This window comes from Stenotrophomonas sp. YJH_SMC_20, assembly GCF_059367845.1.
The window spans coordinates 177,220-189,525 of the sequence record NZ_JCAFRG010000011.1 but is presented as its reverse complement, the minus strand read 5'-3'; the positions used below and the strand labels follow the sequence as shown (position 1 = coordinate 189,525).

Annotated in this window: 16 protein-coding genes; 9 read left to right on the top strand and 7 right to left on the bottom strand. The window is 66.5% G+C overall.

Features of this window, described 5'->3' with window-relative positions; translation table 11 throughout:
* Positions 1-112, top strand: a 112-nt coding sequence (locus AC5P6A_RS17740) for an IS3 family transposase (protein ID WP_288042072.1), incomplete at its 5' end; no start/stop codon positions are given.
* A 132-nt stretch (positions 113-244) separates the two neighbouring features.
* Here AC5P6A_RS17740 and zupT read toward each other — a convergent pair.
* From zupT to AC5P6A_RS17725, 3 genes are all read right to left on the bottom strand, one after another.
* Positions 245-1,054, bottom strand: a complete 810-nt coding sequence (gene zupT, locus AC5P6A_RS17735; RefSeq protein ID WP_019660453.1) for a zinc transporter ZupT — start codon at positions 1,052-1,054, stop codon at positions 245-247.
* Between the two features lie 86 nt (positions 1,055-1,140).
* Complete coding sequence (locus tag AC5P6A_RS17730; protein ID WP_005410316.1) at positions 1,141-1,557, bottom strand: energy transducer TonB; 417 nt, start codon at positions 1,555-1,557, stop codon at positions 1,141-1,143.
* On the bottom strand, positions 1,554-1,904 hold the full coding sequence (locus tag AC5P6A_RS17725) for a 4a-hydroxytetrahydrobiopterin dehydratase (RefSeq protein ID WP_134735980.1): 351 nt from the start codon (positions 1,902-1,904) through the stop codon (positions 1,554-1,556). The genes AC5P6A_RS17730 and AC5P6A_RS17725 overlap by 4 nt, the downstream gene beginning before the upstream one ends.
* Before the next feature lie 90 nt (positions 1,905-1,994).
* On the opposite strand from AC5P6A_RS17725, the gene AC5P6A_RS17720 reads away from it, so the two are divergent.
* On the top strand, positions 1,995-2,594 hold the full coding sequence (locus AC5P6A_RS17720) for an NfuA family Fe-S biogenesis protein (protein WP_134735981.1): 600 nt from the start codon (positions 1,995-1,997) through the stop codon (positions 2,592-2,594).
* A gap of 10 nt (positions 2,595-2,604) precedes the next feature.
* Entirely contained in the window at positions 2,605-4,371 is a 1,767-nt protein-coding gene (locus tag AC5P6A_RS17715) for a hypothetical protein (RefSeq protein ID WP_171952831.1), read from the top strand.
* A 102-nt stretch (positions 4,372-4,473) separates the two neighbouring features.
* Here AC5P6A_RS17715 and AC5P6A_RS17710 read toward each other — a convergent pair whose 3' ends face one another.
* Together AC5P6A_RS17710 and AC5P6A_RS17705 are read right to left on the bottom strand one after the other, a co-directional pair.
* Entirely contained in the window at positions 4,474-4,887 is a 414-nt protein-coding gene (locus tag AC5P6A_RS17710; RefSeq protein WP_021203012.1) for a barstar family protein, read from the bottom strand.
* Complete coding sequence (locus tag AC5P6A_RS17705) at positions 4,887-5,339, bottom strand: guanyl-specific ribonuclease (RefSeq protein WP_111101752.1); 453 nt, start codon at positions 5,337-5,339, stop codon at positions 4,887-4,889. The genes AC5P6A_RS17710 and AC5P6A_RS17705 overlap by 1 nt, the downstream gene beginning before the upstream one ends.
* Positions 5,340-5,560: 221 nt before the next feature.
* Here AC5P6A_RS17705 and AC5P6A_RS17700 point away from each other — a divergent pair, with 221 nt between their 5' ends.
* On the top strand, positions 5,561-6,172 hold the full coding sequence (locus tag AC5P6A_RS17700) for a superoxide dismutase (RefSeq protein WP_005410310.1): 612 nt from the start codon (positions 5,561-5,563) through the stop codon (positions 6,170-6,172).
* A 131-nt stretch (positions 6,173-6,303) separates the two neighbouring features.
* Here the strand turns inward: AC5P6A_RS17700 and AC5P6A_RS17695 are convergent, their stop codons facing one another.
* On the bottom strand, positions 6,304-7,152 hold the full coding sequence (locus AC5P6A_RS17695) for an endonuclease/exonuclease/phosphatase family protein (protein ID WP_021203014.1): 849 nt from the start codon (positions 7,150-7,152) through the stop codon (positions 6,304-6,306).
* Positions 7,153-7,315: 163 nt separating this feature from the next.
* Here AC5P6A_RS17695 and AC5P6A_RS17690 point away from each other — a divergent pair, with 163 nt between their 5' ends.
* Positions 7,316-8,881 (top strand): POT-type proton-dependent oligopeptide transporter, encoded by a 1,566-nt coding sequence (locus AC5P6A_RS17690; protein ID WP_111098433.1) that lies wholly within the window; start codon positions 7,316-7,318, stop codon positions 8,879-8,881.
* A gap of 7 nt (positions 8,882-8,888) precedes the next feature.
* Positions 8,889-9,515: a rhomboid family intramembrane serine protease gene (locus AC5P6A_RS17685; RefSeq protein WP_155029834.1), complete on the top strand. Its 627-nt coding sequence runs from the start codon at positions 8,889-8,891 to the stop codon at positions 9,513-9,515.
* Positions 9,516-9,556: 41 nt separating this feature from the next.
* Here AC5P6A_RS17685 and AC5P6A_RS17680 read toward each other — a convergent pair whose 3' ends face one another.
* A complete protein-coding gene (locus AC5P6A_RS17680) occupies positions 9,557-9,718 on the bottom strand; it encodes a hypothetical protein (protein ID WP_167692790.1) in 162 nt (53 codons plus the stop codon).
* Between the two features lie 209 nt (positions 9,719-9,927).
* Here AC5P6A_RS17680 and AC5P6A_RS17675 point away from each other — a divergent pair, with 209 nt between their 5' ends.
* Genes AC5P6A_RS17675 through cfa form a run of 3 tightly spaced genes read left to right on the top strand, consistent with a single transcriptional unit; the run spans position 9,928 to position 12,284 of the window.
* On the top strand, positions 9,928-10,230 hold the full coding sequence (locus AC5P6A_RS17675) for a GNAT family N-acetyltransferase (protein WP_005417588.1): 303 nt from the start codon (positions 9,928-9,930) through the stop codon (positions 10,228-10,230).
* A 37-nt stretch (positions 10,231-10,267) separates the two neighbouring features.
* The gene (locus AC5P6A_RS17670; protein ID WP_227844591.1) at positions 10,268-11,149 is read left to right on the top strand and encodes a DUF3298 and DUF4163 domain-containing protein; all 882 of its coding nucleotides are present in this window, start codon (positions 10,268-10,270) and stop codon (positions 11,147-11,149) included.
* Between the two features lie 19 nt (positions 11,150-11,168).
* Entirely contained in the window at positions 11,169-12,284 is a 1,116-nt protein-coding gene (gene cfa, locus AC5P6A_RS17665) for a cyclopropane fatty acyl phospholipid synthase (RefSeq protein ID WP_134735844.1), read from the top strand.
* Positions 12,285-12,306: the final 22 nt, after the last annotated feature.

The window sequence follows — 12,306 nt, the reverse complement described above, 5'->3', positions numbered from 1 at the left end:
GCTGGTGGAATACATCCAGTACTACAACCAAGAGCGAATCAAATTGAAATTGAAGGGCCTGAGCCCGGTACAGTACCGGGAGCAGGCCCAACAGGCCCAATCGGCCGCCTGACCCCTGTCCAAGTCTCGGGGGTCACTTCAAGGATGGGTTTACGGCGTCCCCCGCAAACCCACCTCGGCCGGCCCAACCCGGAATGTCGCTCCGCCAGCCGCGAGGGGGCTCAGCCCGTTGGCCGGGAACCCCTCACCACTTGAACAACACCAGGCTGATCGCCAGGGTGCCCATGCCGGCCACCAGGCCATACACGGTTTCGTGGCCCTTGGCATAACGCTTGGCCGCCGGCAGCAGCTCATCCAGCGCAAGGAACACCATCACGCCGGCGATCAGTCCGAACACCCAGCCAAACGTGGCGTGCGACAGCGATCCTGACAGCAGCCAGTAGCCCAGCGCCGCGCCCACCGGCTCGGCCAGGCCGGACAGAAGGCTGGCACTGAATGCATAGGCCTTGTTCTGGGTGGCGAAGTACACAGGCACCGCGATCGCGATGCCCTCGGGGATGTTGTGGATGGCAATGGCAAAGGCCAGCGGCATGCCCACCGACGGGCTTTCCAGCGTGGCGAAGAAGGTCGCCAGCCCTTCCGGGAAATTGTGCGCTGTGATCGCGACCGAGGTCAGCAGCGCGACCCGCTTCAGGTACTCGCGGCTGTTTTCGCGGAACGCGGGGTCCTGCTTGTCCAGGCTGTCATGCGGATTCGGAATGAAGTGATCGATCAGCACGATGACGATCACGCCCAGCAGGAACGCCAGGGTGCCGTAGGTGAAGCCGCTGCGCTCGCCATAGGCCAGGGCGAACGATGCGATGGACTTGTTGAGGATTTCCGATAGCGACACGTAGACCATCGCGCCGCCGGCGAAGGCCAGGCCAAAGGCCAGCAGGCGCGGGTTGGGGCGGCGCGAGAACAGCACCAGCAGGCTGCCGATGGCGGTGGCCAGGCCGGCCGCGAGGGTGACCGCCAGCGCGATCCAGACGTTTTCTGGGGGAATCTGCAGCATTTGCCGACGCGGTCCTGGTCAACAGACAACCGCCCCGGAGGAACCCGGGGCGGGGAGGGCGAGGCGGGCCTTGTCGGCGCGCGCGATCAGCCGCCGCGTCGCAGGCGCTCTTCAATGGCGAAGCACTGGTCCGGCTTCGGCTGCGGCGGGTTGAAGCTGACCGGCACCTGGATGGTGGCCGGCACGGCAGCGCCGTTACGGGTGGCAGCCTTGAACTGCCAGCCCTGAACGGCCGTTTTGGCCAGTTCGTCCAGCTGCGGGTTGCCGGCGCCGGTCAACAGGGCGACCTCGCTTGGCTTGCCGTCGGTGCCGATGGTCACCTTGAAGGTGCTGGTGCCGCCTACGCCCATGCAGGCCAATTCAAGCGGGTACTGCGGTGGCGGCGTCTTCACCGCGGCCACTTCGGTCGGCGGCGGCGGCGGTGGTGCCGGCGGCTCCGACGGGCCACAACCGGCCAGGCCGGTCGCAGCAATCAGGGACAGGCTCAGCAAGCGTACGTTCATGGCAGTTGCTCCGTCAGGGCCGAAGTCTTCGCAGCGCAGATGAAGTCGTTCTCGCTCAGGCCGCCCACATCGTGGGTGGAAAAGCGCACCACAGCGCGGTCGTAGTGCACGGCCAGGTCCGGATGGTGGTCCTCGCGGTGGGCAATCCAGGCCAGCGCGTTCACGAAGGCCATGGTGGCGTAGTAATCCTTGAAGCGGAAGGTGCGCGTCAGGGCCTGTCCGCCCTCGCTCAGCTCCCAGCCGGGAATCTGCGGCAGCAGTTCGGCCAGGCGGGCCTCGCCGAGCTTGTGGTCGCTGCCTTTGCGTGGCACGCAACGGGCCTGGGCCAGTGGAATCAGGTCGGCCATGGGAATCTCCACCTCGTGTTGACTGAACAATGCGCCGGACGGTGTATAAACCGAATGAGCGACTGACGCGTACTTGGCTAGAATAGCCTGATGATCCAGATCTCCGACACTGCCCAGACCCATTTCCGCAAGCTGATCGAACGCGAGGGCGTGCCCGGCATGGGTGTGCGCTTGAGCGCGGTCGATCCCGGCACCCCGCGCGCCGACGCCCGGCTGGAGTTCGCCGAACCGACCGACCTGCTCGGCGACGAGTGGGCGGTGGACTGCGATGGTTTCACGCTCTACGTTGATGCCGGCAGCGTCGGTTGGCTCGATGGCGCCGAGATCGACATCGTCGCCGGCAGTGCCGGTACCCAGCAGCTGACCATCAAGGCGCCACGCATCAAGGGTGAAGCGCCCGGTGATGCGGCCTCGCTGGTCGAGCGCGTGCACTGGGTGGTGGAGAACGAAGTCAATCCGCAGCTGGCCTCGCATGGCGGCAAGGTGGCCGTGCAGGAAGTCTCGGCCGACGGCGTGGTACTGCTGCGCTTCGGCGGTGGCTGCCAGGGCTGTGGCATGGCCGATGTGACACTGAAGCAGGGCATCGAAAAGACCCTGATGGGCCGCGTGCCGGGCGTGACCGCCGTGCGCGACGCGACCGACCACGACAGCGGCCACGCGCCGTACATCCCGCGCGACAACGTCGCCTGATCGCTGACGCGTGCCTCTGACCCGGGCCGAGCAACTCATCGATCTACTGCTGGCGCGCCAGCAGCCCCGCGCCGTCCTCGAGAAGACCACGCGCCTGCCGTATGGCTGGGCGCTGTGGCTGCGCTCGCTGGGGCCGCTGCCGCAGCCGTACCACGCGCGCGACGTGATCGCGGTATTGCTGCCCCGACCGTTGCCGGGGCCACCCGGTCAATCGCCGCAGCTGTCGCCGTGGCAGGCGCTGCGCCGCTTGTTCTGGCAGGACTGGGACGCCGCGCCGCGCGACCAGCGCTGGATGCGCTGGCTCTCGGCAGTGGCCAGCGCGCTGCTGCATCTGCTGTTCTTCATGCTGCTGCTGTGGGTGGCGGTGATCCGCACCACGGCACCGGAAGCGGAGGGCGCCGAAGGCGAGCGCTTGCAGGTGGAATTCGTCGGTCGCGCGAGCCAGCAAGGCGGTGGCGATCAGCCTGGTGCCGACGCAGCTGCGGCTGCTCCTGCCGGCCAGGTTGCCGCCGGCCAGGAGGGAGGGGCAGCGACGTCGCCTGAACCGCGTCCTGCGTCCAGATCGTCGCCTGCGCCCGCACCGGCTCCAGCGCCGACCGCCAGCCTGCCACCACCGCCTGCCGAAGCGGAGCCGGCCCCGCTTGCCGCCCCGCCGCCTTCGCCCGTACAGGCCACCGAAGTGGCGCAGGCCAGTGCGGATTTCGTGGTGCCGCCGGTGAGCGTGCCGCGTACCGAGGTCAGCATCGTGCCGCGTGACACCACGCCCACGGTGCGCGAGCGCAGCGTGCAGCCCGTGCAGGCGCCGCCAGTCCCAACCCCACTGCGTGCGCCGGAGATCGCCGTGCCGGCACCACAGCTGCGTGACATCCCGGTGCAGGAGCGTGAAATCAGTACGGTCGATGCACCGGCGATATCGCAGCCGCTGCGCACGGCCGATGTACAGGTCCGTGTGCCGCAGCGCGATGTGCAGCTGCGCGAGCGCGAAGTGCAGGTCGTGGTCGATCCGCAGGTACGGATGGCTGCTGTGGCCGGGCGCGAGCCGACCGTGCGAGCGCCGGCAGGCCGTGACCTGCAGGTGCGCGAGCGCGAAGTCGCGTCGGCACCCGCGGCGGCGCCTTCAACGTCCAGCGGCAGCGCGCCAGCGACAACGGCCGCGCCTGCGGCCAGTGGCAGTGCGCGCCAGGCCGAAAGCAGCACGCCACGGCCGTCCGCCTCCAGCACGGCATCGGCCCAGGCTGGAGCGCGCCCGGCCCCCGATCCGGGCAACTGGGCCACGCCCGCCAAGGGCGATGACTGGGGGGCGTCGAGCCGCAAACAGGACGGCGCCGACAAGGGCGCCCGCCAGGCCAGCGCCACCGGCAAGGGCAGTGGCCTGTTCAACGCCGATGGCAGCGTCCGCGTGCCGGGCCAGGAAGGCGATGGACGTGCCGAGCGCGGTGCGCCCGGTGGTGCCAACGATGGCTGGAGCAAGGAACGCATCGCGCAATCGGGCACCTGGTTGAAGCGACCGCCTTACGACTACACGCCCACGTCATTCGACAAATACTGGGTCCCGCAGGAATCGCTGCTGGCCGAGTGGGTGCGCAAGGGAATAAAGGCAATGGAGATTCCGTTGCCGGGTACCAATACGAAGATTTCCTGCGTGATCTCGATCCTGCAGGCCGGTGGTGGCTGTGGCCTTACCAATCCGAACATGCAGGACCAGCCGGCCGTGGCGCGGCCACCGCCGGACATTCCGTTCAAGAAAGAACTGCAGGAAGATAACGGGAGCCGGTAGGCTAGGGAGCGCGCCACGCCCTGGCAGGCTCGCTTGGGTAGGTGTCAATCTTGGTTGGCGCAGAAGCGCCGACCAAGGTCGGCATCCACCACGGCAGTGACCTTACGCGCTCTGCGACAGGAACACCCAGAACGGGACGTCGCGGCCAAGCCAGTCGCGGCTGGTCTCGTCCATCACGTCCAGCAGGGTGTCGAAGTCCTTCTGCGCGGTGGCGCGCAGCGCGTCCACGTCGCACAGGAACAGTGCATAGCCGTTGGCTGGCAGCCATTGCAGGTCGCGTAGATTGTCCGACAGCGCATCCCAGTTGCCGCCGAAACCGGCCGGAAAATCCAGCTGCGCGGCCAGCCGTGCGAGCAGGGTGCGCTTGTCGGCCACCCCTTCCAGATCGATGCGGATCACCTTCAGCCCGGCATCGCGCATTGCGGCGGCCAGGGCGCCGATGTCGTCGCTGTCGATGGTGTAGACACCGGCATTGTTGATGTCGTGCAGGCCGAGGCCGAAATCGTCATGGCTCATCACTGCGCTCCCTGGGCCGGTACGGTGAAGCTGCGGAATGATTCGTAATGGTCGTCGGTGTAGTACCACGCCTCCGGCGGATCGCCGCCGGTGACGATGCGGCGCGTGCCACGGGTGCGCGCGCCGGGGGTGTCCACGGTGTATTCGCGGTAGTAGCCGCGCGGACGCTGCGGCAACTGCTGTTCGCGGTTGCCGAACGTGCTGCCATCTTGGCGGTGCGGGAACGGCCCGCCGCGCTGGATCAGCGCGATCGTCTGCAGGGCTTCGGCGGGCAGGAAGGCGGGCAGACCGTTGCCCTTGCCGGGCGTGGCCGTGGCCGGTGCGCGCGCGGCAGGCGCACCCTGCAGGTCCGGCGCGAACTGCGGCGCCGGCGGGCGCTGCATGAAATGGTTGACTACCAGGCCGAGCAGCAGCAGGGCGATGGCGGTGATCAGCAGCCGGGGGTTGCGCATGGGCAAGGGAGCGGGCGAGGGTGGTGCTCGCACTGTAGCGCCTGCGCGCTGCACGGCGCATGAGGAGGGGGCTGCGTCACCGCCGCGTAACAATTGCCGTCGTGCTCACCGGCGGGACGCAATTTCCTTTACATCCCCCTTGGTAATCTGCCGTTCTGTCCCCATCATTCACCGCGCACCGCCCGACAACGTCGGGTGCCCTCGCAATCAGGAGATGCACCATGGCCTATACCCTGCCCAAGCTGTCCTACGCCTACGACGCGCTGGAACCGCATATCGATGCGGCGACGATGGAAATCCATCACACCAAGCATCACCAGACCTACATCAACAACGTCAACGCGGCGCTGGAAGGCACCGAGTACGCTGACCTGCCGGTCGAAGAACTGGTGAAGAAGCTCAAGTCGCTGCCGGAGAACCTGCAGGGTCCGGTGCGCAACAACGGTGGTGGCCATGCCAACCACTCGCTGTTCTGGACCGTGATGGCTCCCAATGCTGGCGGCAACCCGGTGGGCGACGTGGCCAAGGCCATCGACAAGGACCTGGGCGGCTTCGACAAGTTCAAGGACGCCTTCACCAAGGCGGCGCTGACCCGTTTCGGCAGCGGCTGGGCGTGGCTGAGCGTGACCCCGGACAAGAAGGTGGTGGTCGAAAGCACCGGCAACCAGGACAGCCCGCTGATGGAAGGGAACACCCCCATCCTCGGCCTGGACGTGTGGGAGCACGCGTACTACCTGAAGTACCAGAACCGTCGCCCGGAATACATCGGCGCGTTCTTCAACGTCATCGACTGGAACGAAGTCGAGCGCCGTTACCAGGAAGCGATCGCCTGATCGCGGTGATGGGATGAACGGAGAAGGCCGGGGAAAACCCGGCCTTTTCTGTTCCAGCAATCATTCGGTAGTGCCGGCCGCTGGCCGGCAATCGTGTGATCCCCGGGGAGCCGGCCAGCGGCCGGTACTCCCTATTCGGCGGTGGCCGTATTGCCTTGCAGGCGCAACGTGGCCATCACGCCCAGGCGCAGGCCGGGCAGGTCGCCGTCGGCCGGCAGCAGGATCGGCTGCTGGCGGATGCCGTCGAAATGCTTGACCTGGAAGAGCACATCCAGACCATGGCCAGTGCTGCCCCCGCCACTGGCCGCAGGCGCCTCGGCTCGGCCGCCGGGATTGCGCCGCGCCGGCTGGAAGCCCGGCGTGCTGCGCACCAGTTCCATCGTGTTGGCCGAGAAGTCGCCGGCGATCAGGCTGGGCATGCCCTCGGCGGTGGCACCAATCCAGGTCATCAGGTCGCTGGTCTGGTGCTGGCGCGCGGCGGCCTCGTCCGGGTCGGGGCGGAGCCGTGCCACATAGATGTTGACCAGCGCCTCGCCCAGCTTCAGCCGCATCATGCCGGCCGCGCTGAAGGTGCCGGGAGGATGCAGCAGGGTCACGCCGTCCTCGCTGACCGGCAGCCGGGTCAGCATCGCGTTGCCATGCCGCAATGTCTGGCTGGGTGGATCGGCGGTAACGAAGTCGCAGCTGTAACGCAGCCGGCTGGCCAGCCAGCAGGCCGGGTTGCGGCCCTGCTGCTGCAGCACCTGCTGCACCGAGATCACGTCCGGCTGCAGGTCGGTCAGCAACTGCGCGACCTGCTCGCGGCGCAACTTCCATTGCGCATCATCGTGGCTGGGCAGCTCCAGCGCGGCCACCGTCAGCTGGCGGGAGCCGCTTTCGCTGGCCGCCGTGGCCGGTGCCTGCGGCCGCGCCTGTGCCTGCAACGCCATCAGCAGCATCAGGCAACTGAGCAGGAGACGGGCGGGGGGGAGGGGGCGCATAACGATAAGTTTACGCTTTTGTCGTGCAGGTGCCGTGACTTCCGGCACGGAGCGCGGTTGCCTGCCATGGATGGGCACCGTTGTCATGCAGCCCTGCAGCGTGCTTCGCAAGGCCCGGTTCCGGTAACCTTGCGCCTTTCGCTTTGCAGGAATGCCTTACAGGATGAGCCACGACGCAGTTGCCCCCATCGCCGGCCAGGGAAAGATGCCGCGCCAGATCCCGTACATCATCGGCAATGAGGCCTGCGAGCGGTTCAGTTTCTACGGGATGCGCAACATCCTGGTGCAGTTCCTGATCACCTCGCTGCTGTTGCAGGAAATCACAGCCGAAGGCCGTGCCGGTGAAGCCAAGGACATCATGCACAGCTTCATGATCGGTGTGTATTTCTTCCCGCTGCTCGGAGGTTGGCTGGCCGACAGGTTCTTCGGCAAGTACCACACCATCCTCTGGTTCAGCCTGGTCTACTGCGCCGGCCATCTGTGCCTTGCCCTGTTCGAGAACAGCCGCGAGGGCTTCTTCCTCGGCCTGGGCCTGATCGCCCTGGGTGCCGGTGGCATCAAGCCGCTGGTGGCCTCCTTCATGGGCGACCAGTTCGACCAGAGCAACAAGCACCTGGCCAAGATCGTCTTCGACGCCTTCTACTGGATCATCAACTTCGGCTCGCTGTTCGCCTCGCTGCTGATCCCGCTGGCGCTGAAGAACTGGGGCCCGCAGTGGGCGTTCGGCATCCCGGGCATCCTGATGTTCATCGCCACCTTCGTGTTCTGGCTGGGCCGCAAGCGTTACGTGCTGGTGCCGCTGCCACCGAAGGACCCGCACTCGTTCGCCAACGTGGTGCGCACTGCGCTGACCGCACGCGCGGCCGGCCAGGGCCGCCCGGGCCTGGTGATCGCCGTGCTCGGCCTGGTGCTGGCAGCGGCGTCGTTCGGCCTGGTCGGTTCGCTGGGCATCGTGATCTGCCTGTGCCTGGCGCTGGTGGCCATTCTCGCCGGCATCGGTGGCGGCACCTGGTTGCAGCTGGACCGGGCCCGTGGCCAGCATCCAGCCGAAGCCGTGGAAGGCGTGCGCTCGGTGCTGCGCGTGCTGGTGATCTTCGCGCTGACCACGCCGTTCTTCTCGCTGTTCGACCAGAAGGCCTCGACCTGGGTCCTGCAGGGCCAGCAGATGCAGATGCCGAGCTGGTTCACCGCCTCGCAGATGCAGGCGCTGAACCCGCTGCTGGTGATGATCCTGATTCCGTTCAACAACCTGGTGCTGTACCCGGCCCTGCGCCGCTTCGGCTTGGAGCCGACTGCGCTGCGCCGCATGACCGCCGGCATCGCCTTCAGTGGCCTGGCCTGGATCGTGGTCGGCGGCATCCAGGTGGTGATGGACGGCGGCAACGCTTTGTCGATCTTCTGGCAGATCCTGCCGTATGCATTGCTGACCTTCGGTGAGGTGCTGGTCTCGGCCACCGGCCTGGAGTTCGCCTACAGCCAGGCGCCGCAGGCGATGAAGGGCGTGGTGATGAGCTTCTGGAACCTGACCACCACCATCGGCAACCTGTGGGTGCTGCTGTCGAACGCTGCCGTGCGCAACGACGCGGTGACCCACAAGATCGCCAGTACAGGCCTCAGCGAGGCGGCATTCCTGATGTTCTTCTTTGCCGGTTTCGCCTTCGTCGCGGCGTTGGCCTTCGGTTGGTACGCGAAACGCTATCGTATGGTCGACAACTACCGTAGCGCCTGAGCCTGACATGACCCCCGTCAATCTGCTGTTGATCGCCATCACCGCCCTCCTGTCGTGGATGGCGTTCAACAATCGCAAGCTGGCCGACCGCCTGATCCTGTGGCCGCCGGCCATCGACCGTCACCGCCAGTACGACCGGCTGGTGACCTATGGCTTCATCCACGCCGACTGGTCGCACCTGATCTTCAACATGATCACCCTGTTCTTCTTCGGGGGATTCATCGAGAGCGTGATGGTGCAGCTGACCGGCAGCTACCTGACCTACCCGGCGTTCTACATCGGCGCGCTGCTGGTCTCGATCCTGCCCAGCTACCTGAAGAACCAGAAGAACCCGAACTACCTCAGCCTTGGCGCGTCCGGGGCGGTATCGGCGGTGCTGTTCGCCTTCATCCTGATCAAGCCGTGGTCGATCATCCTGGTGTTCTTCATCCCGGCACCGGCGATCATCTATGCCGCGTTCTATGTCGGCTACAGCATCTGGATGGACAAGCGCGGCGGCGACCGCATCAACCACAGCGCCCACCTGGCGGGCGCGGCGTTCGGTGTGATTTTCATGCTGGCCATGCAGCCGAGCATCTTCACCCACTTCCTGCGCGAGCTTTCCAACCCGACCTTCCGCCTCGGCGGCGGTTGAAGCGGGTAGCGGGGCGAATCGGTGACGATTCGCCCCGGTTTTCAGAGCGTGTGCTGCTGGCCGTAGGTATCCAGCAGGCGGGCGAACACTTCCTCGCCGATGCGCTGGAAATCCTGGTCTTCGGTCTGCCCTTCCACCGCAAGTTGCAGCAGGCCCTCCAGCAGGGCGCGGTCAGTATCTGAATGGGAATCGCTGGGGTGCATCGGAGCCTCCGCGGGGGTGCGCATGGTCAACGGTCGCAAGGGGCGTGCCAAGCTGGCCGTACCCCTCCACAGGCGATAGCGGCCGTCAGCGCTCCAGCTTGAGGGTCGCAAACTGACGTGAATGGATCAGACTTGCCCCTGTTCAGGCTTCACGCGATCATGGCGCCCGGCTGCGCACCATCCACGCAGTCGCCGCAGGAGACAGTTCCATGGCTTCGGTCACGCCCCCCGGTCTGGCCTATGAGGTCGAACACGACCTGGCCAACCATCGCTTCACCGCCCGTGTGCGTGGACAGCTGGCGGTGCTGGACTACCAGATCAAGCGCAAACGCATGGTCATCACCCACACCGAGGTGCCTGAGCCGATCGCCGGCCGTGGCATCGCCGGTGAGCTGACCCGCGTGGCACTGCGTTTCGCCCGCGAGCAGAAGTACAAGGTGGTGCCGGCCTGTTCCTACGCCGAGGCTTTCCTGCAGCGGCACGAGGAGTACCACGACCTGCTCGTTGGCTGAGTGCCAGCGGGCCACGCTTCAGCCATGGCAGGCGATGATGTACAAACATGAACAGGGGATCCCGATGAAGATTGGAAACAACCGGCCACTGCGCGGCAGTGCGTTGGCCGGCGTGGTGGGCGTGCTGTTGCTGGCCGGTTGCCAGCGTGAAAGCGAGCCGGCACCGGCGGCTGAGGCGGCTCCCGCCGTCGAGGCCACCGCCGCAGTCGAAACGCCGGCCACGGAAGCGCCGCTGGACCTGCGCGACGTGATCGAGAACAACGAGCGCGAAGTGGTGGGCATCAGCTACCCGGCCGGCATCGACCGTTATCCGGGGTTGGCCCGTGCGCTACAGAACTATGCGACGAGTGCGCGCAGTGACCTGCAACAGGCGTTGGACGGGCTCGGCAACGACAAGCCGACCATGCCCTACGAGCTGTCGCTGAGTTTCGAGAAACTGCTGGAAACCCCGCAGCTGGTGGTGGTCAGTGCTGATGGCAGCCGCTACACCGGTGGCGCCCACGGCGAACCGCTGGTGGCGCGCTTCGTATGGCTGCCGCAGCAGCAGCAGATGCTCAGTGCCGACAAGCTGGTGACCGATGCCAAGGGCTGGAAGGTGATCAGTGAGTTCGTCGCCGACCAGCTGCGCGAACGCGTGGCCACGCGGCTCAGCGGCGAGGACATGGACCCGGCCCAACTGCAGGAATCGCTGCGCAACGCATCGCGCATGATCGCCGACGGGACTGGCCCGCAGGCCGACAATTTCAGCCAGTTCCAGCCACTGACCGACGACAAGGGGCAGATCACCGCGCTGCGCTTTGTTTTCCCTCCGTACCAGGTGGGTCCATACTCGGACGGCACCCAGACCGCCGATGTACCGGCGGCGGTGCTGTTGCCGCACGTGGCCAGGGACTACGTGGAGCTGTTCGCACGCGGTTGACCGCAGTGGAGGAGGTGGCGTGGATACAGGGTTGCAGGAGCGGGTCACCGGCCTGCTTCACGAAGCCGGGGTCCGCATCGGCGGTACCCAGCCGCAGGACATCCAGGTGCATGACCCGCGCTTTTTCGCGCGGGTCATGGCCCACGGCTCGCTCGGCCTGGGCGAGAGCTACATGGACGGCTGGTGGGATGCCAACGTCCTGGATGAATTCCTTGTCCATCTGATGCAGGCGCACCTGGATGAACGGGTGCACGGCTGGCGCGAAGTGGCCGATGCGCTGAAGGCGCGCCTGTTCAACCTGCAGGCCGGGCAGGGCAGCTACGAGGTCGGCCGCCGCCACTACGACCTCGGCAACGATCTCTACCAGGCCATGCTGGGCCAGCGTCTGGTCTACAGCTGCGGCTACTGGCGCAATGCCGATGATCTCGATGCCGCGCAGGAAGCCAAGCTGGACCTGGTCTGCCGCAAGCTGGGCCTGCGCCCGGGCCAGCGTGTGCTGGACATCGGCTGTGGTTGGGGCGAAGCGCTGAAGTTCGCCGCTGAGCGCTACGGTGTGAGTGGCGTCGGCGTGACGATTTCGCAGGAGCAGGCCGAGTTCGCGCGGAACCTGTGCGCGGGCCTGCCGATCGAGATCCGATTGCAGGACTACCGCGAGCTGGACGAACCGTTCGATGCGATCTTCTCGATCGGCATGTTCGAGCACGTCGGTGACAAGAACTACGCCAGCTTCTTCGAGGTGGCCAAACGCTGCCTGTCGCCGCGTGGCCTGCTGCTGTTGCACAGCATCGGCACCAACGTCTCCCGGCATCGCACCGACCCGTGGATCGCGCGCTACATCTTTCCCAACTCGATGCTGCCGTCGGCGGCGCAGATCACCCGGGCGTTCGAAGGCCGTTTCGTGCTGGAAGACTGGCACAACTTCGGCACCGACTACGACCTGACCCTGCAGGCATGGCGGCGCAACGTGGAAGCAGCGTGGCCACGGCTGGATGCGCGCTATGACGAGCATTTCCGCCGCATGTGGCGCTTCTACCTGGCCGGGTCGATGGCCACCTTCCGCTGCCGGCACGCGCAGCTGTGGCAGCTGGTGCTGTCGCCGGAAGGCGTGCCGGGCGGGTACGTGGTGCCACGGTAGTGTTGCGTCGGGAGAGAGGGAT